The sequence below is a fragment of the Sporosarcina sp. P19 genome, from assembly GCF_002743165.1.
Lineage (GTDB): Bacteria > Bacillota > Bacilli > Bacillales_A > Planococcaceae > Sporosarcina > Sporosarcina ureae.
Genome location: NZ_PDYR01000006.1, coordinates 39355 through 60695, shown reverse-complemented (window position 1 = coordinate 60695; position 21341 = coordinate 39355). Strand labels below are relative to the sequence as shown.

The following is a 21341-nucleotide window of genomic DNA, read 5'->3' as shown; positions in this document are numbered from 1 at the left end:
AAATTATACAAAGTGAGGAATTATACTAAAATGAAGAAACTTACCCTTTCCCTATTTGCATTAATCTTAATGCTTGCACTAGCTGCTTGTGGCGGTGCGAAAGACGAAGAAAAACCTGCAGACAATGCAAAACCTGAAGACAAGCCAGCTGAAGAAAGCAAAGAAGTAACGATTACACATGAACTTGGTGAAACAACACTTGAAAAGAACCCTGAAAAGGTAGTAGTTTTTGACTTTGGAACATTGGATACATTAGATGAGCTAGGAATTGAAGTAGCAGGTCTTCCACAATCAAACGTACCGGGTTACCTTTCTAAATACGAAGATGAGAAATATGAAAATCTTGGTAGTTTGAAAGAGCCTGACTTTGAAGCAATCAATGCAATGAAACCAGACGTGATCTTCATCTCTGGACGTCAAACAGACTTGTATGATCAGTTATCTGAAATCGCTCCAACCATCTTCATGGGTGTTGATACAGCTAACTACATGGAATCTTTCAAAGAGAACATGGGTAAAATCGCTACAATCTTCGATAAAGAAGATGAGATGAACACTGAATTAGCAGAAGTAGATGCAAGCATCGAAGAAATCAAAACTAAAACTGAAGGCATCGACAGCAATGCATTAATTATCCTAGCAACTGAAGGGAAAGTAAGTGCATACGGCCCAAGCTCACGTTTCGGACTAGTTCATGACGTATTTGGTTTTGAGCCCGCTGACGAAAAAATAGAAGTTTCTACACATGGACAAAACATCACGTTTGAATACATCTTAGAAACAAACCCAGATATCCTCTTCGTGATCGACCGCGACGCAGCAATCGGTAACGGCGCATCGGCGAAAGATTCTGTTGAAAACGATCTTGTGAAGAAAACAAACGCATTCAAGAACGACAAAATGGTTTATTTGAACGGTGAATATTGGTACCTATCTGGTGGCGGACTTCAATCAATCAAAGAAATGATCAAAGAAGTGGAAGCTGGACTATAAGAACGAATGAAATCCCGGGAGACTCTGTCTTCTGGGATTTTTGTATGTTCATTATTGTTTTTCACTCTAATTTGTTGGGGTGTGCTTATTCAACTTGAACGAGCGCTCTATCATGTTGTTTGTTCGCTCATAACCACAGCCAAACCGCTCAATCCAGTCCCGTATCCGCTCATAGTCGCAGCCAAACCGCTCAATCCAGTCCCGAATCCGCTCATAGCCACAGCCCATCCGCTCAAACCAGCCCCGAATCCGCTCATAGCCGCATTCCATCCGCTCAATCCAGTCTCGAATCCGCTCATACCCACAGTCAATCCGCTCAATCCAGTCGCGTATCCGCTCATAGCCACAGCCTAACCGCTCAATCCAGTCCCGAATCCGCTCATAGCCGCATTCCATCCGCTCAATCCAGTCTCGTATCCGCTCATACCCACAACCCACCCGCTCTATCATCACCCGCGAAACGCACAACCACCAACATCTAAAAATACCCCAAAAACAAAGCTAGTCAAATGCAACTAAAAAGTGCTATAATGACAACTGTAAAGACACCTAAAGATTGTACAATAGAAAGGTAGAAGCCCCGTGAAAAAGAAAGAAATATCACGAAATAAATTATTAGGCATAGCAGGTACAGGCTGGATGTTCGACGCGATGGATGTGGGAATCCTGTCATTCGTCATTGCTGCATTAGCTGTAGAGTGGAATCTGACTTCGACTGAGATGGGCTGGATTGGTAGTGTTAACTCGATCGGCATGGCGATAGGTGCATTCGGATTCGGGTTATTGGCCGATCGAATTGGACGTAAGCAAGTATTTATGATGACATTGGTTTTATTTTCAGTTGCGAGTGGCTTATCCGCTTTGACGACGACATTATGGGCGTTTTTAGCCTTGCGTTTCTTAGTGGGAGCAGGGTTAGGGGGAGAGTTGCCTGTTGCCTCTACATTAGTTTCAGAAAGCGTATCCGCAAAAGAGCGGGGACGTGTGGTCGTGTTACTGGAAAGCTTCTGGGCAGCGGGCTGGCTTATAGCGGCTTTAATAGCATATTTTATTATCCCAGAATTCGGCTGGAGAATTGCTCTGATCATTACGGCACTACCGGCATTTTATGCGATTTACATTCGACGTAATTTACCGGACTCCAAGAAATTCGAAGAGCAAGAAAAAACATCGCAAACGACTGGACAGAAACTAAAGCAACTACTGGCTCCGACATTTAGAAAACGGACAATCATGTTGTGGATTGTATGGTTTGCTGTGGTTTTCTCGTATTACGGCATGTTCCTTTGGCTACCGAGCGTAATGGTGATCAAAGGTTTTAGTCTAATTAAAAGTTTTGGCTATGTATTATTGATGACACTAGCGCAGTTGCCAGGCTATTTCAGTGCCGCGTGGCTAATCGAGCGCATAGGACGTAAATTTGTCCTCGCTACTTATTTATTCGGAACGGCACTCAGTGCTCTAGCTTTTGGCAATGCGGAGACATTGACTACATTGATGGTAGCCGGTGCGTTTCTATCCTTCTTTAACTTGGGGGCATGGGGAGCACTCTACGCTTATTCACCCGAACAATATCCTACCGCGATCCGAGCGACAGGCTCTGGGGTTGCAGCTGCAGTTGGACGTGTGGGAGGAATTTTTGGACCACTTCTCGTTGGTTCATTGTTAACGGCAGGATACGGTTTCGGAGTAGTCTTTGGTATATTCTGCGCAGCTATTATGGTAGGAGTACTAGCTGTTATTTTCCTCGGAACAGAAACAAAACAAACGGAGTTAACATAGTATAAAGTTAGTCGTTTCCATTTCACTGAAATGGGAGCGGCTTTTTCGATGGTTAACATTTTTTATTCGCCAGGGAAACCTTTATAATTACAGAAAGGAGTGGATACGATGTTTCGTGTACCAGATGAAATTGCGCGTGTAGCTTTAGAACGTAGCGAAGGATTTCCAGTAGAAGGCTTTGTTCACGGAGAAGGTCCGAAATCACCGACGCTCTTACTCGTTGGAGAAGCGCCGGGAGAACATGAAGCGATACATGGTATTCCGTTCATTGGCCGTGCAGGTGACGAATTAATGAAATCCCTTGCATCGATCGGGCTAACACGTGAAGATGTCTATATGACGAGTTCGTTCCGCAGTAGACCATACAAATGGGGGACGAAGAAAGAACGGGATGGTAGTTTGACGGAGCGTAAGTATAATCGACCACCCACACAAAAAGAACAATTGGCCCATGCGCTCATCCTTGATTTTGAAGTAGCCAATCTTCAACCGAAGCTCATCGTAACACTGGGCAATATCGGCTTGCAGCGATTGCTAGGAAAACATGCGAAGGTTACGGCTCTTCATGGACAAATATTGACGCAACCTGTGCAATATTTAGCGGAATTAGAAGATAAACAATATAGTTTAACGGATGAATCATACACTATAATACCGACATTCCATCCAGCTTCAGTGTTTTATCGTCCATCCCTTAGACCTGATTTGGAGGCCGATTGGCATCGCATTGGTGAATATCTTCAAAGGCAAATGCAACATCCGTTTGAATGAGATAGAAAAGAGGAAACACCATGAATGATCAAGTAAAACCTAAAGGATCCGTAAAAAACTTTATGAGTCTGGTCAAGACATTGCGCTGGCCAGTTGCTGTGACAATCTTTGCACTGGTGCTATCTCTCGTTGAAACAGCCGCAGGACTAGCTGTGCCGTTGATTACCAAAGATTTAGTGGACTCCTTCACAAGTGAATTATTGAACTGGAAAACGGGCGTTTTTCTGCTCGTTTTATTCGTAGTGCAAGCAATTGCTGGAGGTTTCTCCTATTATATGTTGGCCTTTATTGGTGAGACGGTAGTGGCGGATTTACGTAATCAATTATGGCAAAAAGTATTGCGTTTACCTGTGCCATATTTTGATCGAAATGAAACGGGCGAAACGATGAGTCGCATTACACAAGATACGACTGTATTAAAATCACTTGTTTCAGAGCATCTAGTATCGTTCATCTCGGGTATGATCTCAATTATTGGAGCGGTCATTATTCTATTGGTGCTCGATTGGAAAATGACGATTATCCTGTTAATTAGTGTGCCTGTTAGTATGGCGATCTTGTATCCGCTTGGACGTTTAATGCACAAGGTAGCGAAAGCGACACAGGCTGAAATGGCAAAGTTTTCGGGACATCTAGGCCGTGTACTTGGAGATATCCGGTTAGTGAAAGCATATCGCGCAGAATCTACTGAAGGGGAGAAAGGCAAAGTAGCCATTCAATCGCTATTTCGATATGGGCTGAAAGAAGCAAAAATACAGGCTGTTATTTCACCTATCATGATGTTGACAATGATGGGTATCTTAGTAGTGATTCTCGGATATGGAGGAGCACAAGTTGCAAAAGGTGCATTATCAGCAGGAACGTTAGTTGCAATTATTTTCTTGCTATTTCAGATCATCGTACCGTTCGCTCAAATGGCTCAATTTTTCACTTCATTCCAAAAAGCAGTAGGGGCGACAGAAAGAATTCAAGGCATTCTGCGGATGGATTCAGAGTCCGCAGACGGTGAACGTACATCGAAAATAGAAGGCGCCATCGCATTTTCAAATGTTCATTTTTCATATGAAGAGGGGAAGGATGTAGTGAACGGAATTTCATTCACTGCAGAGCGAGGAACTGTAACGGCATTCGTCGGACCAAGCGGTGGAGGAAAGACCACAATCTTTTCATTGATGGAGAGATTTTATCAACCGACTTCTGGAGAAATACGGCTTGGAGCAGATCCGATTCAGATGATTCCGTTATCGGATTGGCGCCGGCGTATAGGCTACGTCTCACAGGAAAGCCCATTATTGAGTGGAACAATCTTAGATAACATTGCGTACGGTCTTGAAAAGAGACCACCTCTTGAACAAGTTATTGAAGCTGCAAAAGCGGCCAATGCGTATACATTCATAAAAGATATGCCGGATCAATTCGATACGATGGTGGGGGAGCGCGGTATGAAGTTGTCAGGTGGTCAGCGTCAACGTATTGCAATCGCGCGTGCATTATTGCATAACCCAGAGATATTATTATTGGATGAAGCGACGTCGAATTTAGATAGCGGATCGGAAACGCATGTCCAAGAAGCATTACGCCACTTGATGCAAGGTAGAACTACGCTTATTATTGCACACCGATTGGCAACTGTACTGCATGCAGATCAATTACTCTTTTTAGAGAATGGTCAGATTACCGGTAGAGGAAATCACACCGAACTATTGAAAACACATAAACTCTATTGTGAGTTTGCAGAAGGTCAAGGATTGGCATGAGAACGGAAAGGAGAAGATTGTATGTATGAACCGATTGATTCACCTTTCTTCAATGTACCTGTACTAGAGCTTGCCCGTAATTTGGTCGGTCAATATATTGTCCATGAGGAACCCGAAGGACTATCAGTGGTTAGAATTGTGGAAACAGAAGCGTATCATGGAGCTGAGGACCGTGCTGCGCATAGTTATGGTAATCGTAGAACAAAGCGTACAGAAATTATGTTCGGTAAGCCGGGTTCCGTCTATACATATCAAATGCACACGCACACACTAATGAATGTGGTCTGTGCACAAGAGGGGACACCGCATGCTGTATTACTGCGAGCAGGTGAACCAATAGAAGGAGTACGTCATATGCAACAACGTCGTGGCATACACATTAAGAAAGAGACCGATCTTACAAATGGACCCGGGAAGCTCTCCAAAGCTCTTGGCGTGACGATGTCATACTACGGCCATCATTGGACACAGAAGCCTCTCTATATAGCAGAAGGCTTACCTCAGGCTGAAATAGAACCGGGTCCTCGGGTCGGGATTGGCAACACTGGTGAAGCCGTGCATTATCCTTGGCGTTTCTTTGAAAAAGACAACCCATTCGTCTCTAAATATAGAAAATAGATGAATGAACATCTCGAATTTGCTTGGTTACAGAGAAGAATAGGGGAAATTATGAAGAAAATATTGAAAATGGGCAGTGCATTTATTGGGATTATCGTAGGGGCGGGATTTGCTTCCGGTAATGAAATTATGACGTATTTTACGAGTTTCGGTTACTTAGGCATGATTGGCGCAGTGATTTGTACGGCGCTGTTCGCTTACTTAGGAATGACATTAACGCGTCTTGGAAGTCGAATGCGAACACCTTCACACAAAGACGTAATCTACAAAATCAGTGGGCGCTATTTAGGTGTAATAGTGGATGGTATTATCATCTTTACATTATTTGGCGTGGGTGTGGTGATGCTGGCGGGTGCCGGTGCTAACTTACATCAGCAATTTGGCTTACCGACATTTGTAGGCAGTTTGCTTATGATGATTTTAGTGTTCTTGACGATATTATTAAACGTAGATAAAGTAGTTGCTGTAATAGGGAGTATAACACCCTTTTTAATTATTACAGTAGTTGTCGTATCTGTTTACAGTATCGTCACGATGGATACAACATTCGCGGTTCTAGACCCTGTCGCACAAGCATTGCCTACGACATTGCCTAACTGGTTCATATCTGCCATTAACTATGTGTCATTTAATATTGCGGTAGGTGCCTCGATGGCAATTGTTATGGGCGGTGCGGAAAAAGATGAAAAGATTGCAGCACGAGGTGGATTCGTAGGTGGTCTTGGATTAGGTATTTTAATACTGTTAAGTCACTTGGCGATTTTTTCACAGGTGGAAAATGTAGCAGGAGCAGATTTGCCGATGCTTGCAATTATCAATAATATTTCACCGATCTTTGCAATCTTCATGGCAGTTATTTTATACGGTATGATCTTCAATACAGCGGTCAGTATGTTCTATGCGTTTGGTGCTCGATTCATCCAAAGTGGAACGATGAAATTTAAGTTATTCATAGCATTTTCATTAGTAATTGGCTATGCATTGAGCTTTTTTGGATTCACGAAATTGGTCAATACACTATATCCGGTCGTCGGTTATTTAGGTCTATTTTTAGTAGCTGCCCTCATTATGTCTTCAATCCGTATGCCGAATAAAGTATAAAAATACCCCCGCGAATTATTCACATTCGCGGGGGTTGTTTATGGTTAAACAGATTGTAATTGAAGTGCTACAGCTGGGCCGAAGAATTCGAAGTGAATTTTATCTTCTGGAATACCCATTGTGTGAAGTTGTTGAATAACGAACTCCATGAAACCAGTTGGTCCACATACATAGACATCACTGTCTGCAATAACGTTTTCTTCTAAGAACTCACGTGTGAACATGCCGTCTCCCTCTTCTGAATATAGAGCTTTGTACGTAGAGTTTGGCAGTTTTGCATTTATATGCTCTAATTTATTCGCAAATGCTTGTTGACTACGTGTACGTGCAGAGTGCAAGAATGCTACTTCACGTTCTGGAGACAAGTCTGCAATAGTTGAATACATAGCTTTCATTGGTGTAATACCAACCCCACCGCTGATTAAAGTAACAGGTGCTGTGCCAGTAGGATCTAAGTAGAAGTCGCCTGCTGGAGCACTTACTTCGATGATGTCGCCTACACTTGCATTTTCATGCAAGTAGCAAGAAACTACGCCGTTTGGTGTTAATGTATCTTCACGTTTAACTGAGATACGGAAAGTCTCGTCATTTGATTTTTGAGACAAGCTGTACTGACGGTTGACAATATTTTTTGCGCCTGGGATTTCCAAACGAATCGTAATGTATTGTCCCGGTAAATAGTATGGCAATTTTTTGCCATCAACAGGTTTTAAGTAGAATGAAGTAATGACATCACTTTCTTCTACTTTGTCGACGATCTCGAAGTCTTTGAATAAGTGCCATCCGCCATCGGCTTTTTCTGTATTCTCATACATATCTTTTTCTACACCGATGAATGCGCCAGCGATTACACCGTAAGCGGCTTCCCATGCATCCATAATTTCAGGAGTCGCTGCATCACCAAGTACTTCTTTGATAGCTTTTAACAGATACTCTCCGACAATTGGATAATGTTCCGGCAAGATTCCAAGAGATACGTGCTTGTGCGCGATTTGTACAACAACCGGTAGAATGGCTTCTAGGTTATCGATATGTTGCGCAGCTGCGTATACTGTGTTTGCAAGAGCTGTCTGCTGACGTCCTTGCGACTGATTAGCGTGGTTGAAAATGTCTAGTAATTCCGGATGAGCCACGAACATATTTTTGTAGAACGCCGTAGTAATGGCTGTTCCGTGTTCCTCTAGTACTGGTACTGTGGATTTGATAACGTCGATAGTTTTTTGATCTAACATTGTGAATACACAACCTCTCCGTATTTGATATCTCTATCATAAATCATTTAGAATCTAAAAGATATATTTAAAATACATGTTTAAAAATAATATGTGAATGTTGTCACATTCTATTCAAAAAGTAGCTAAGCTTATAAGTGTAACGCTCAGTGTCAATCAATGATTTTTCGATTGAAAATGCTATAATAAGGTGAGAGTAGAAAGTGGTGATATTATGCGTTTAACGATGTATACAGATTATTCGCTGCGTGTTCTGATTTTTTTAGCTTCCAAGCAATCGGATGAACTATCTACAGTTCAAGAAATCTCGGATGCTTATAAAATCTCGAAAAATCACCTCACCAAAATAGTCCATGAGTTAGGAAAACTGGAACTGATTGTAACCACTCGTGGTCGTGGTGGTGGAATCCGTCTCAGTGTAGATCCACATAGCATAAATGTAGGCGAACTAGTTCGAAAAACAGAAGACGATTTTCACTTAGTCGAATGTTTTGATCCGAGTAAAAATATGTGTGTGTTGTCTCAAGCCTGCCAGCTAAGAGGTGTATTATACGAAGCGCTTCAAGCTTACTTTGAAGTGCTAGACCGTTACACGATTGCAGATTTCCTTCATAATAAGGAAGAAATACAATCTTTACTATTTCCCACTAGTCAATCTTGAATAGTGTGGTAGAATATAGTCAGTAAACATAGTGAAATAGGAGGAATTAACAAATGTCAAAAGTGTTAGTTATTGGGCATAAAAACCCGGATACCGATTCCATTGCATCTGCGATTACGTATGCTTATCTTAAACAACAAATCGGAGTGGATGCAGAAGCTGTTCGTCTAGGTAATATTACAAAAGAAACAGCGTATGCGCTTGAAACTTTCGGTTTTGAAGCACCACGGTTAATTGAAAAAGCGGCACCTGAGACATCTCAAGTCATCTTAGTCGATCATAATGAGAAACAACAAAGTGTGGATGACTTGGATGATGTACAAGTGTTGGAAGTGATTGATCATCACCGTATCGCGAACTTCCAGACAAACGATCCATTGTATTATCGTGCGGAGCCAGTAGGCTGTACGGCAACGATTTTGAACAAATTATTCAAAGAGCATGGCGTTGAAATTCCAAAGAACATTGCGGGCTTAATGCTTTCTGCGATCGTATCAGATTCATTATTATTCAAATCACCAACATTTACAGATCAAGACCAGGCAGCAGCTGAAGAACTGGCTGCAATTGCAGAAGTAGATGCTGCTGTTTACGGTTTGGACATGTTGAAAGCTGGAGCAGACTTAAGCTCTGTACCTGTAAAGGATTTGGCTAATCTGGATTCGAAAGAATTTATTTTTGGCGATGTGAAAATGGTAATTGCACAAGTAAATGCAGTAGACTTGCAAGATATCCTTGGCCGACAAGATGAACTGGAAGCGGAATTAAATAATGTAATCAAGCAAAAAGAGCTAGACTTATTCCTGTTTGTTGTGACAGATATCATCAATAGCGATTCCGTAATCATTGCTCTCGGAAAAGAAGCTGAACGTGCAGGTTCTGCATTTAATGTAGCGTTCAATAATAATTCGGCTTTGTTAAAAGGTATCGTTTCACGTAAGAAGCAAATTGTACCTGTATTGACTGAAGCACTTTCATAAACACCAGACTGTCACGGAAATCGGTAGCCCGATCTTCTGTGACAGTTTTTTTATCCTAAATCTAGGGGTTGTGTGGCAGGACCTTCCAACACGGTTCCATCTGCACGAAAACGGGATCCGTGACATGGACAGTCCCACGTTTGGTCTCCTTTATTCCAGCGGGTACGGCACCCCATATGCGTACAGATCGGCGAGTCGGTCCGGGCGATATGTCCTCCGGCAAATTCCTTTACGGTACGTCCAGCTAATAGTAGAGCACGGCTGGATAAAGAGCCGAAATCTGTTCTGCTAGGAGAAAATAATTCGCTTGCGGCATTCGATCGCCCGACAATCGCATCCGAGATGATTTCCGCACAAGCTAAGGAATTAGATAGTCCCCATTTCCGATAGCCTGTACTAATATAGACGTCTGGCGACGAGTTTGAAATAGCTCCTGCATAAGGCACCAAATCAGGTGTGGACGGATCCTGAGCCGACCATTTGTAGACAACATCGGGATGCCCCAATGTCGTTTTAATATCCTCTGTCAAGCTGTCGTAATGAAGTTGTGTTTCTTTTTCCGAGCCTGCAGGATGAGATTGAGCGCATAGTAATAAGTAAGACTGGTCATCGATTGTCGCTGTCCGTATCGAGCGCTTCGGCTCATCTACCGAGATAAATTGATGATCAAATGGAGTCTCTGTTTTTGACGCAGCAATATAGGAGCGCTCGACGTCCAGTTTAAGAATTTGCATGCCTTCTAGGGCCTCAATTGGATAATGTGAGCAGATAACTAGTTGTCGATAACTGACTACTTTAGATGAAGAGAGTTTGACAAAATGACGATCAGTATCCAATGCCGCTACTTGTGCATGTTCAAAGATGCGTGCACCTTCTTTCACAGCGAGCTGTGCTAATCGTTGTCCAAAACGCACTGGATGTATTTGTGCTTCGTCTTCAATCAGTAAAGTATGGGCTGTTTCAAAAGGTAAGTAGGAAGCACTGCCCGCAAGTATAAAAGGAATCCCAATCGCTTCATATGCCTTTTTCTCTGCCAGTAATCGTTCTGTACCTTCTGCCGTTTGGGAATATAGCGCGGAGTGTGCGGTTTGCAGCTGGTCTGCCTCCGCAATGGATCGCGCAAAATCAACAGCTTGTTCATTTACATCGAAATATTGTTTTGCGCTCTCTACACCAAACTGTTCGATCATGTCCGCATATACCAAGTCATGTTGGGCAGTTAATTTACCTGTAGAATTTCCGGTTGCTCCATGCAACAAACTATTTTTCTCAAGCAACACAACGCTCTTTCCTTGCTTAGCCAAAAAATAAGCATTTGCTATCCCGCTCAGTCCGCCTCCTATGATTAATACATCGCAAGTTACATCATCATCTACTGTTGGATAGGTAGACTTCGGATAAGCGGTGGCAAGCCATAGAGATTCATTCATTCCGACACCTCATTCTGTATAATTATATAATCCAAGCATTAACATTGTTGCCAACTTTACTTGAATCTAAAATAGAGAATAGAAAGGTGGGGCAAAAAATGAAAATTGAAGTATGGTCAGATTATGTTTGTCCGTTTTGCTATATTGGAAAAAGACGTTTAGAGCATGCCTTGAAACAATTAGGGCTGGAAGAAAAGTCGGAGGTTATATTCAAGGCGTATCAGCTAGATCCGAATACACCAGTAGCTTCAGACCAATCGGTAGTGGAAAGGTTAGCAGGAAAGTACAATGTCAGCAAAACAGAAGCGAAAAACATGCTGAATAATATAGAAGAGCAAGCAAAATCGGTTGAACTTCACTATCAAGTGGATAAAATGAGAACTTCTAATACGCTGGATGCACATCGTCTAGCGAAATTCGCAGGGAAGCACGGTGTGGAAAAAGAAGTAACAGAGCGTCTCTTGCATGGCTACTTCGTGGAGGGAGAGCGCATTGATACGGAAGAAGTACTCGTAGCGATCGCGACAGAAGCTGGATTAGATGCAAACAAAACTAGAGAGATGCTTCATAGTAATAATTTCGAGGATGAAGTAAAAAATGATATCAAAGAAGCGCAGGAAATTGGTGTCCAAGGCGTGCCATTCTTCGTAATTAATCGTAAATATGCTATAAGTGGAGCGCAGCCTACAGAAGCATTTGTTGAAGCGCTTGAAAAAATAGCTGAAGAAGAGGGTATGGCCAAACCTAAGTTACAAGTACTTGGTACAAATGATGGTGGGCAGTGTGATGATGAGACTTGTGATATCTAAATAATTGAGCTGTTTTATAGGACTGAAGAAAACTCTATAGAATTACGAGGCGTTTCGTCTTCAGTCTTTTATTTCATTTTGAAACAGTACGTTAGTGAATTGTTAATAGGACACTTTCGTTACGAACGTCAATTCACGATGCTCCCGTTATTTTTCACCTTTGCAAATTACAACCGACATCTTAATATCTATCACCTCTCCAACCATCACACCGCCAGCTTCGATTGCCCGATTCCACATTAATCCGAAATCTTTTCGTTTGATCTCACCCTCAACAAAATATGTAGCTCCGAATACAGTCACTTCTTGAGGAGTGATGCAAAATATTGCTCTTTTGGTCGTATGTTTAACAGTCAAGTCTCCGGACATTTGATATCTACCGTCTGTATCGTTATAAATTGCACGAGAAGAGAATGTCATTTCAGGGAAAGTTTCAGCATCAAAAAAGTCCACCGAGCATAGATGTAGATCACGGTCTCTATTCTTTGTCTGGATTGAAGCGACGATTACTTGAAAACTAATCTTGGTTTTCGTCAGATCGGCTATGTTTCCTTGTAATTCTCCTGAAAATTCTTCAAACGTTCCCGTGACAGTTGATACCATCATATGTGGAACGGAAAAGCCGACAGTGGACGCACTCTTATCTACCTTCCATGTATTCACTTTCACTCCTCCTAATGGAAATTTAGTTAGCTAAACTGTAATTGAAAAAAGGTTGAAAGTCAAAATGAAAAACCTTGTCAAAAAGACGGATTGCAAGCATACTAATAGATGGATAAGATTGTTTCCGTAAAACTGGGGACACGTATACTGAAAGGACTTGATGTAGATGTCAAAACATCGATGGTTTGAAGATCTTCAAAAGAATATACAAAGCGGTTGGTTATTACTTGATGAGCCACTAAACAAATATACGAAAACACGTCTAGGTGGTAAAGCGGATGTTGTCGCGGCGCCTGGCACAATAGAAGAAGTGCAAGCAGTTGTTAGCTATGCTTTTACTAATGAAATTCCGATTTTATTACTGGGGAACGGTTCGAATATGGTCGTTCGTGACGGTGGTGTTCGTGGGATTGTAATGTATATGGCAAACCTCAACAATATTAAGATTGATGGTAATAGAATGATAGCGGAAGCTGGCGCGAATATTATTGACGCTTCCAAACAAGCGGCAATAGCTTGTTTAACTGGTCTGGAGTTCGCTTGTGGAATACCGGGTTCAATAGGTGGCGCAATGGCAATGAACGCTGGAGCGTACGGTGGAGAAATTAAAGATATTATTCATCATGCGACTGTAATGGATGCTACTGGAAAAATATTCATGCTTTCAAAAGATGAGTTAGAACTAGGATATCGTAAAAGCATTATTACTACAGAAGGCTACTATGTCCTATCTGCAGAATTCTGGCTCACTCAAGGTGAACAGTGTGATATCGATGCGGCAGTTGCCGACTTAACGTTCCAACGTGAATCCAAACAGCCACTTGAATATCCATCGGCAGGTAGTGTGTTCAAACGTCCACCTGGCTATTTCGCTGGAAAATTGATCCAAGATAGCGGCTTGCAGGGTAAAGGGTTTGGTGGAGCAGAAGTGTCTACTAAACACGCGGGGTTCATCGTCAATAAAAATAATGCTACGGCGGCAGATTATATTCAGACGATTGAGATGGTCAAAGCGGAAGTGAAGAAGAATTTCGGTATTGATCTGGAGATGGAAGTGAAGATTGTAGGGGAAGAACTTTCTGAATAACAGAGGCGATAGGAGTTGTCTGCGAAGTCATTATTTTAATGACCTCTCGGGATAACTCTTTTTTTGATGTGAAAAGTTGGATAGAGAGGCTGGCAGGGTGTTGTGGATGAGGATTGGCGCTACGGAGGGGACGCTTTCATTCCCCTCGTACTTACCACTTAACTCCCACTGCATAAATTCTTGGATCTTGAACTTGCATACATACAAAAAGAGAGATGCCCCATTCCGGGACATCTCTCTTAGTGTTAATTTTGTATCTTGCATTGAATCTTACTTGAGTCGAGCACTTGGTCGTCTTCTATTTGCACTTGGCATATCTTACTATTCTGCATGAACTTAAAAACCCCGTTGTTGAAGTCGGTCCCAATTTCCTTAAAGAAGATTCCTTCATATTGGGCGTGCTTCGAAAGCGTGAAGTTGATACGGAAGTTATCTCCATCTGGAATTAAATACGCGCGTACGCCTTTTTCAAACGATCCTTCTGTCTCACTCTTTATCGCCCGATCAACTGACACGACATGGAAATCAACAAATGGAATTTCTCTCAACAAGACGTTCATGAAAGAGCCTTTTGTTATTTCCTCCCAGCGACTTTGCGCGGTTTGTCCGATGATGATTTGTGTAATGCCGTATTGGTGAGCCACTTCTTTAATCACTTTTGCGGTTGGGCGCTTTTCATCGTCGCGAATAATGAACGCTTCCACGTCTAATTCTTCCGCAAGCTCTTTCCAACGATCAATATACTCAGATTTATCCACGTCGAAATCATCGAGTGGCGCAGGATCAACGGTCAAGATATAGAGCGGACAATCCATGATGGTTGCAATTTTATATCCTCTATTAATGAGACGTTCACCATTTGGACCGTAATACACACAAACGAGAATTCCCTCGTCCATACGGCTTTTCATTTTGCCCATAATGACTCATCACCTCTTCGAATTCTATGAATTATTACTAACTGGTTCAAACTTTAGGGGAATGCTTTCCGCTGCAATTCCGCCAGAGAATCTCATCCTGTATATAGGATTATGAACTTGGCCTTACAGTATGCTGACCGCGCTTTTTATGCGGTTTTTGATAAAGTAGTGTATACTTTCGAGTAGAGATTGTACTCTACGCTTAGAGTCCCATTATGCATAACGTACTGTATACAGTCAAGAGGCTCTACGCATTCTATTGACACTTATAATCAATTGATTCTGGGAGGTGTTAGATTGATAACCGTCTTACTAGCAATATTCATTCCTTTTATAGCTGCGTGTTTAGTTCCGTTCATACACAAAATTTTGACTGGGAGACGGATTGGCTGGTTTGTAATTACCATTCCACTGTTCTTGTTTATCTTACTGATTCGTCTTGTTCCTTCGCTTTCGAATGGGGCGTCTTATTTATATACGTTTCCTTGGATACCTTCTGCAGATGTCTATTTTTCCACACATTTAGATGGATTGAGTATGATTTTTGCGTTGCTGATCACGGGAATCGGTAGTTTAGTTGTATTGTATTCAATCTACTACCTTTCTGAACGGGAAGCGATTGGTCGATTTTATACATATTTACTATTGTTCATGGGGGCTATGCTTGGTGTTGTATTATCCGATAACCTAATCGTCCTGTATGTATTCTGGGAATTGACGAGTATTTCTTCCTTCTTACTAATTGCTTTCTGGTATCACCGAAAACAGTCAAGATACGGAGCGAAGAAATCGATGTTGATTACCGTCACAGGCGGTATTTTCATGTTAGTTGGATTTTTAATGCTTTATACAATAACAGGAACGTTCAATTTACAGGAACTAATTTCTATGCGGGAAGTGATTGCAGCGGATTCACTGTTCATACCTGCCATGTTGCTTGTTTTGATTGGCGCGTTCACTAAGTCTGCTCAGTTTCCATTCCATATTTGGCTACCTGACGCGATGGAAGCACCTACGCCTGTCAGTGCCTACTTACACTCCGCCACGATGGTTAAAGCGGGTATTTATTTAGTAGCGCGGTTTACCCCAGTCTTCGCAGGTGATACCACATGGTTTTATGTCGTATCTTGTGTAGGGTTACTGACGATGTTGTGGGGATCGGTTAACGCGGTGAAGCAAACGGATCTGAAAGCGTTGCTCGCGTTCTCTACAGTGAGTCAACTGGGAATGATCATGAGCCTGCTTGGTATCGGCTCATTAGCATTTGCTTCTTCTGAAAGTACACAGATTGCGTTATTTACCGCCGCTACATTCGCTGCATTATTTCATTTGATTAACCATTCTACCTTTAAAGGATCTTTATTTATGGTCGTCGGTATTTTAGATCACGAGCTAGGAACACGTAATATTAATCGACTTGGTGGCTTGGCAACGATCATGCCTATCACATTTACCATTGCACTGATTGGCAGTTTTTCCATGGCAGGACTGCCGCCATTCAACGGCTTCTTAAGTAAGGAATTATTTTTTGAAGCAATGCTATCATTAAAAGAAGCCAATCTATTATCAATGGATTCGTTGGTCTTATTGTTCCCAATTATTGCGTGGGTCGGCAGTATATTCACATTTATTTATTGTATGATCATCGTGTTTCAGACGTTTTTCGGTAAAGTACACGCACCGGCTCCTGGACAACGACCTGCTCATGAAGCATCGATTCAAATGTTAATCTCACCTATGGTACTTGGCAGTCTAGTTGTACTTATTTTCATCTTCCCGAATCTGCTCGGTACGTATGTTTTAGGGCCGGCAATGAATGCGGTATATCCGCAATATGAGGGGATGCCTGGACTAGTACCGGAAATACACGTGTGGCATGGTTGGGAGATGCCAATCTTCATGACCATCGGTGTAATTATCATGGGAATCTTATTATATGGTTTATTGCGTTACTGGAAATGGATTTACAGTGTAGGCTTTTTACAATGGACGCTTGATCGCTTATATAATGCATTGTTACAGCGAATAGAACGTGTAGCTTCTGTTGTGACGAAAACATATATGACCGGATCAGTACGAGATTATGTTGCGTATATCATGTTGTTTTTCATTGCGCTTGTCGGAATAGGCTTGCTAGGTTTCCAGCAGTTCATTTTCGACTTCTCAGATGATGCCGTGATTGAAATTAATGAAAGTATTATTATATTCGTGATGATGTGTTCCAGTGTAGCGATCTTATTTGCTAAATCTAGGATTACTGCCATTATTCTTAACGGAGTACTGGGCTATTCCATCGCCATTCTATTTGTCGTATTCCGTGCGCCGGATTTGGCGTTGACGCAAATAATTGTCGAGACGGTTACAACGGTGCTGTTTTTACTGTGCTTCTACTATTTACCGGAGTGGAAAAACGAGTATAAGTCCGTTTCTATGCGAATACGCAATGGACTGATCGCGGTTGCGTCCGGGGTGGCTGTTACCGTTATCGCTTTGCTCGTGCAAGGCCATTCCATGTATCCGTCTATTTCTATCTATTATGAGACAGCGTCACGGCTTGCAGGCGGTTTGAATGTAGTGAATACAATACTCGGTGACTTCCGTGCATTCGATACGATGCTTGAAGTACTGGTATTGTTCATCGCAGGTCTTGGCGTCTATTCATTAGTCAAGCTGCGTCGCAAGAAGGGGGTGGATCACCCTGAAGAAAAATGATGTGATCTTACAGACGGTGACGAAGATTGTGTTTTTCATCATCTTGACGTTTGGTGTGGAGCTGTTTATATCGGGACATAATAATCCGGGGGGCGGCTTCATTGGTGGACTTGTGCTCTCTTCTGCGTTTGTATTATTGTATTTAGTTTATGACATAGAAACGGTTCACCGGGGAACGCCGTTTGATTTTAAGCGGGTGGCGGCACTTGGCGTGTTGCTTGCGGTAGGTACCGGAATGTTGTCAATATTGTTTGGTGAGTCCTTTCTTTCACAGACGACATGGCTTGTAGATTTACCGGTTTTTGGTGAAACAGAACTTGGAACGATGACGATTTTCGAAGCGGGAGTCGCACTGACTGTCCTCGGTGTTGTCGTGACGATTATTTTGGGAATCAGTGAGGATGTGGAGTAATGGAGACATTAATTACCCTTCTGGTTGGTGTGCTAGTGGCAGTAGGCGTTTATTTACTCTTATCAAAAGAGATGTTGCGAATTATTTTAGGGACTGCAATCCTGTCGCATGCCATTCATTTATTATTATTGACGATGGGCGGATTAAAAAAAGGCGATGTGCCTTTGCTTACGGAGACAGCTGCGGAATATACAGACGCCCTCCCGCAAGCACTTATTCTGACGGCGATTGTCATCAGCTTCGCGGTGACGGCATTTTTACTCGTACTATCTTACCGTGTGTACCAAGAGTCTGGCCGTGGACCTAGATTGCGAGGGCGACAAGATGAATAATATATTGGTATTGCCTATGATCCTGCCTGTTTTGGTAGGTGTGATTTTAGTATTCTTACGTCCATATATTCGCGTGCAACGTGTGCTTAGTGTACTAACGACAATGGCTTCTGCTGCTGTAGCTGCTTATTGTCTCCATCACATTCATCTAAATGGCATCATGCGCTTAGACTTTGGAGATTGGTTACCGCCGCACGGTATTTTGTTTGTAGGCGATTCATTTGCGATGTTACTCGTACTGGTTGCATGCGCCGTTTCCAGTATTATTTTGCTATATGCATTCGCTACGACAGGGATTGAGACAGAGACGATGTTCTTCTATCCATTCGTCCTGTTTTTAGTAGCAGGAGTCAATGGCTCATTTCTGACTGGCGATTTATTTAACCTATTTGTTTGTTTTGAAGTCATGTTACTAGCTTCCTATGTGCTGCTGACTCTTGGAGGACGCAAAACACAGTTAAAGGAAGGTATTACGTATGTACTGATTAATGTATTAGCATCTTGGTTCTTTTTGTTGGGCATCGCGTATATATACGGTGTACTGGGTACGTTAAACATGGCACATATCGCTGTACGTGTAGCAGAAACGGGACAAGGACCGCTACTGACGTTGATCGCAATTATTTTCTTGATTGTCTTTAGTTTGAAAGCGGGCTTACTACTTTATTTCTGGTTGCCAGGTTCTTATTCAGCACCACCTACTGCGGTCGCTGCGCTGTTTGGCGCATTACTGACGAAAGTCGGTATTTATGCGCTGTATCGCATGTTTACATTAATATTTATACATGATCCAGTTATTTATAAAATCATTGGCGTCTTAGCCATTGTCACAATGGTTGCGGGTTGTCTCGGAGCTATAGCCTATTCAGATATACGTCAGATTGTCTCGTATAATGTCATCATTTCCGTTGGCTTTGTGTTGACAGGTCTGGCAATTGCTACGAATATTGCTTTCCAAGGTGCGAGCTATTATTTGATTCACGACATGATTAGTAAGGCATTGCTGTTTCTATTGGCAGGTACTGTCGTATATTTGACGGGACGTTCGAAGTTCAATGAGATCAGCGGCCTGATCCGAAACTACCCGCTAGTCGGTTGGTTATTTTTCTTGACGATGCTTGCAATTGCCGGAATTCCGCCATTCAGCGGATTTATTGGAAAAGTATATATAGGGTTAGGTGCAATTGAGACGGGATCTTACGTGTTGCTCGCTGTGTCGTTTTTATCAAGTATTGGCGTATTATATTCACTTCTTCGTGTTTTCCTCAATAGTTTTTGGGGAGAAACGATAATTAGTGAAGATGATCAGAAGCCATTTCAAAAGAAAATCGGATTGCCACTCGTATTGCTTGCGGTACTCATAGTTGGATTAGGTATAGGTGCAGAACTGCTGTCACCTTATATTCAGGATGCAGCAGATACATTAGCAGATCCCAAACAGTATATACGCGCTGTGATAGGCGACGATTTAGAGTAGGGAGGGGGAGACGACATGCCATTACAGCTTCTGCTGAATTTATTTATCGCCTTTTTATGGATGACACTGATTGATGAAGATGAACTATTATTCACAACGTTTTTCATGGGATTTTTAGTCGGACTCGGCATTATATTTGTCATGAGCCGTTTTTTCGATACGCATTTCTATTTACGCAGAGTATATGCTTCCTGCAAGCTCTTGTTAATCTTTATCAGGGAACTGACGCAGTCGAGCATTGTGGTCATCTCCCAAATCGTGCGGCCTACACTGCGTATCAAGCCGGGAATCTTTAAATACGAGACTATCTTGACGAGTGATGTGGAAGTGACCATGCTTTCTATGCTACTTACCTTAACACCAGGATCGGTCGTGATGGAAGTATCCGCTGAGGGCAATGAGCTATATATTCACGCAATGGACGTCGAAGAATCGCGCGACGGATTGATTAAGCAATTGAAGAATTTTGAGAAAGCGATCATGGAGGTGACACGATGATAGCAGGTATGCTGACAATATCGGTCATACTATTCGCATTGACTATTTTGGTGGCCGTCATCCGAATTATCCTAGGTCCTTCGCTTCCAGATCGTGTCGTGGCACTCGATGTAATCGGAGTAAATTTAATCGCTACAATTGCCGTCGTGTCGGTGATTTTAAATACAAAAGCATTTTTGGAAGCGATCTTGATTCTTGGTATTCTTTCTTTTATTGGGACGATCGCATTTTCCAAATTTATCGAGAGGGGGAAAATAGTTGAACGTAAGCGAGATCGGTGAATTTGTAGGAGCTTTATTAATTTTGACAGGTGCTATTGCAAGTATCTTGAGTGTCTTTGGATTAATCCGCTTACCGGATGTCTACACTCGGTCACACGCTGCGACGAAAAGTTCGACACTAGCAGTATTATTGACACTATCCGGCGCGTTCCTCTATTTTCTATTCACCGAAAACTTTATCAGTGTACGGTTGCTTCTCGGTATTGGCTTTGTTTTTTTGACAGCACCAGTTGCTGGCCATGTAATTATCCGTGCTGCTTATCGATCGAAAGTGAAGCTAGCCGATATTTCTACGGAAGATGAATTATATGAAAAAATTCACGGGAAACATACAGATAAAATGTAGCAATGGTTGATTCAAATGAACATTAGAGTCAATTGATTTTTCAACTTCTTATCTATATAATTACCGTAATCTATAGTCGAATGAATGGGGTGAGAAAGTGGTAAATCAAGATGCTTGTGAAGTAACAATAGTGCACGAAGATGTAGTTCGTAAAATTCGGAAAGAGCTTCCAGATGTAACGGAGATGGTACAAATATTCAAAGCGTTGGCTGATGAAACACGTTTACGAATTGCTTATTCACTAACATTGGAATCGGAAATGTGCGTCTGTGATGTAGCGGCAGTGATTCAATCTTCATCCGCTACCGCTTCCCATCATTTACGTTACTTGCGGGATCATTCATTAGCTAAATCAGAAAGACGTGGCAAAATGGTATACTACTCTTTAGCAGACGAACATGTTGCGGACTTAGTGAAAATTGCATACGAACATGCAATTGAAGCACAGCAAAAGATGTAATATCACGTGAGGCGCTTGC

At 42.2% G+C, this 21341-nt stretch carries 23 protein-coding genes; 18 read left to right on the top strand and 5 right to left on the bottom strand.

What is annotated here, in order from left to right:
• The first annotated feature begins 30 nt into the window (after window positions 1-30).
• Window positions 31-993: a siderophore ABC transporter substrate-binding protein gene (locus tag CSV74_RS08370; RefSeq protein ID WP_099691329.1), complete on the top strand. Its 963-nt coding sequence runs from the start codon at window positions 31-33 to the stop codon at window positions 991-993.
• A gap of 66 nt (window positions 994-1059) precedes the next feature.
• Here the strand turns inward: CSV74_RS08370 and CSV74_RS16520 are convergent, their stop codons facing one another.
• Entirely contained in the window at window positions 1060-1443 is a 384-nt protein-coding gene (locus tag CSV74_RS16520; protein WP_143560759.1) for a hypothetical protein, read from the bottom strand.
• Window positions 1444-1632: 189 nt separating this feature from the next.
• On the opposite strand from CSV74_RS16520, the gene CSV74_RS08360 reads away from it, so the two are divergent.
• From CSV74_RS08360 to CSV74_RS08340, 5 genes are all read left to right on the top strand, one after another.
• Window positions 1633-2775 carry an MFS transporter gene (locus CSV74_RS08360; RefSeq protein WP_198040356.1) on the top strand — a complete coding sequence of 381 codons (1143 nt, stop codon included), beginning with the start codon at window positions 1633-1635 and terminating at the stop codon, window positions 2773-2775.
• A 108-nt stretch (window positions 2776-2883) separates the two neighbouring features.
• Window positions 2884-3546 carry a uracil-DNA glycosylase gene (locus tag CSV74_RS08355; RefSeq protein WP_099691327.1) on the top strand — a complete coding sequence of 221 codons (663 nt, stop codon included), beginning with the start codon at window positions 2884-2886 and terminating at the stop codon, window positions 3544-3546.
• 20 nt (window positions 3547-3566) lie between these two features.
• Window positions 3567-5303: an ABC transporter ATP-binding protein gene (locus CSV74_RS08350; RefSeq protein WP_099691326.1), complete on the top strand. Its 1737-nt coding sequence runs from the start codon at window positions 3567-3569 to the stop codon at window positions 5301-5303.
• Window positions 5304-5324: 21 nt separating this feature from the next.
• Window positions 5325-5921, top strand: a complete 597-nt coding sequence (locus tag CSV74_RS08345) for a DNA-3-methyladenine glycosylase (protein WP_099691325.1) — start codon at window positions 5325-5327, stop codon at window positions 5919-5921.
• 51 nt (window positions 5922-5972) lie between these two features.
• Window positions 5973-7022: a YkvI family membrane protein gene (locus CSV74_RS08340; RefSeq protein ID WP_099691324.1), complete on the top strand. Its 1050-nt coding sequence runs from the start codon at window positions 5973-5975 to the stop codon at window positions 7020-7022.
• A 44-nt stretch (window positions 7023-7066) separates the two neighbouring features.
• Here CSV74_RS08340 and hmpA read toward each other — a convergent pair whose 3' ends face one another.
• Window positions 7067-8278: an NO-inducible flavohemoprotein gene (hmpA, locus tag CSV74_RS08335; protein ID WP_483315650.1), complete on the bottom strand. Its 1212-nt coding sequence runs from the start codon at window positions 8276-8278 to the stop codon at window positions 7067-7069.
• Window positions 8279-8468: 190 nt separating this feature from the next.
• Here hmpA and CSV74_RS08330 point away from each other — a divergent pair, with 190 nt between their 5' ends.
• Together CSV74_RS08330 and CSV74_RS08325 are read left to right on the top strand one after the other, a co-directional pair.
• Window positions 8469-8915, top strand: a complete 447-nt coding sequence (locus CSV74_RS08330) for an RrF2 family transcriptional regulator (protein ID WP_099691322.1) — start codon at window positions 8469-8471, stop codon at window positions 8913-8915.
• A 53-nt stretch (window positions 8916-8968) separates the two neighbouring features.
• A complete protein-coding gene (locus CSV74_RS08325) occupies window positions 8969-9895 on the top strand; it encodes a manganese-dependent inorganic pyrophosphatase (RefSeq protein ID WP_099691321.1) in 927 nt (308 codons plus the stop codon).
• Between the two features lie 50 nt (window positions 9896-9945).
• Here the strand turns inward: CSV74_RS08325 and CSV74_RS08320 are convergent, their stop codons facing one another.
• Window positions 9946-11325 carry an FAD-dependent oxidoreductase gene (locus CSV74_RS08320; protein WP_099691320.1) on the bottom strand — a complete coding sequence of 460 codons (1380 nt, stop codon included), beginning with the start codon at window positions 11323-11325 and terminating at the stop codon, window positions 9946-9948.
• A gap of 98 nt (window positions 11326-11423) precedes the next feature.
• Between CSV74_RS08320 and CSV74_RS08315 the strand changes: the two genes are divergently transcribed.
• Window positions 11424-12134 (top strand): DsbA family oxidoreductase, encoded by a 711-nt coding sequence (locus CSV74_RS08315; protein WP_099691319.1) that lies wholly within the window; start codon window positions 11424-11426, stop codon window positions 12132-12134.
• 147 nt (window positions 12135-12281) lie between these two features.
• Here CSV74_RS08315 and CSV74_RS08310 read toward each other — a convergent pair whose 3' ends face one another.
• Entirely contained in the window at window positions 12282-12797 is a 516-nt protein-coding gene (locus CSV74_RS08310) for a YceI family protein (RefSeq protein WP_099691318.1), read from the bottom strand.
• Window positions 12798-12963: 166 nt separating this feature from the next.
• Here CSV74_RS08310 and murB point away from each other — a divergent pair, with 166 nt between their 5' ends.
• On the top strand, window positions 12964-13884 hold the full coding sequence (murB, locus tag CSV74_RS08305; RefSeq protein ID WP_099691317.1) for a UDP-N-acetylmuramate dehydrogenase: 921 nt from the start codon (window positions 12964-12966) through the stop codon (window positions 13882-13884).
• 245 nt (window positions 13885-14129) lie between these two features.
• On the opposite strand, the gene CSV74_RS08300 is transcribed toward murB, so the two are convergent.
• Window positions 14130-14804 (bottom strand): adenine nucleotide alpha hydrolase family protein, encoded by a 675-nt coding sequence (locus CSV74_RS08300; protein WP_099691316.1) that lies wholly within the window; start codon window positions 14802-14804, stop codon window positions 14130-14132.
• Between the two features lie 297 nt (window positions 14805-15101).
• Here CSV74_RS08300 and CSV74_RS08295 point away from each other — a divergent pair, with 297 nt between their 5' ends.
• The 8 genes from CSV74_RS08295 (at window position 15102) to CSV74_RS08260 (ending at window position 21322) form a co-directional block, all read left to right on the top strand.
• Window positions 15102-17516 (top strand): Na+/H+ antiporter subunit A, encoded by a 2415-nt coding sequence (locus tag CSV74_RS08295; RefSeq protein ID WP_199170333.1) that lies wholly within the window; start codon window positions 15102-15104, stop codon window positions 17514-17516.
• Complete coding sequence (locus CSV74_RS08290) at window positions 17503-17928, top strand: Na(+)/H(+) antiporter subunit B (RefSeq protein WP_029054757.1); 426 nt, start codon at window positions 17503-17505, stop codon at window positions 17926-17928. Before CSV74_RS08295 ends, CSV74_RS08290 begins: the two co-directional genes overlap by 14 nt.
• Window positions 17928-18260 carry a Na(+)/H(+) antiporter subunit C gene (locus tag CSV74_RS08285; protein ID WP_029054756.1) on the top strand — a complete coding sequence of 111 codons (333 nt, stop codon included), beginning with the start codon at window positions 17928-17930 and terminating at the stop codon, window positions 18258-18260. Before CSV74_RS08290 ends, CSV74_RS08285 begins: the two co-directional genes overlap by 1 nt.
• On the top strand, window positions 18253-19737 hold the full coding sequence (locus CSV74_RS08280) for a Na+/H+ antiporter subunit D (RefSeq protein ID WP_099691315.1): 1485 nt from the start codon (window positions 18253-18255) through the stop codon (window positions 19735-19737). Before CSV74_RS08285 ends, CSV74_RS08280 begins: the two co-directional genes overlap by 8 nt.
• 15 nt (window positions 19738-19752) lie before the next feature.
• Entirely contained in the window at window positions 19753-20235 is a 483-nt protein-coding gene (locus CSV74_RS08275) for a Na+/H+ antiporter subunit E (protein WP_029054754.1), read from the top strand.
• Window positions 20232-20516 carry a Na(+)/H(+) antiporter subunit F1 gene (locus CSV74_RS08270; RefSeq protein ID WP_029054753.1) on the top strand — a complete coding sequence of 95 codons (285 nt, stop codon included), beginning with the start codon at window positions 20232-20234 and terminating at the stop codon, window positions 20514-20516. Before CSV74_RS08275 ends, CSV74_RS08270 begins: the two co-directional genes overlap by 4 nt.
• Complete coding sequence (gene mnhG / locus CSV74_RS08265) at window positions 20494-20862, top strand: monovalent cation/H(+) antiporter subunit G (protein ID WP_099691314.1); 369 nt, start codon at window positions 20494-20496, stop codon at window positions 20860-20862. The genes CSV74_RS08270 and mnhG overlap by 23 nt, the downstream gene beginning before the upstream one ends.
• 97 nt (window positions 20863-20959) lie before the next feature.
• Window positions 20960-21322 (top strand): ArsR/SmtB family transcription factor, encoded by a 363-nt coding sequence (locus CSV74_RS08260; protein ID WP_029054751.1) that lies wholly within the window; start codon window positions 20960-20962, stop codon window positions 21320-21322.
• Window positions 21323-21341 lie beyond the last annotated feature (19 nt).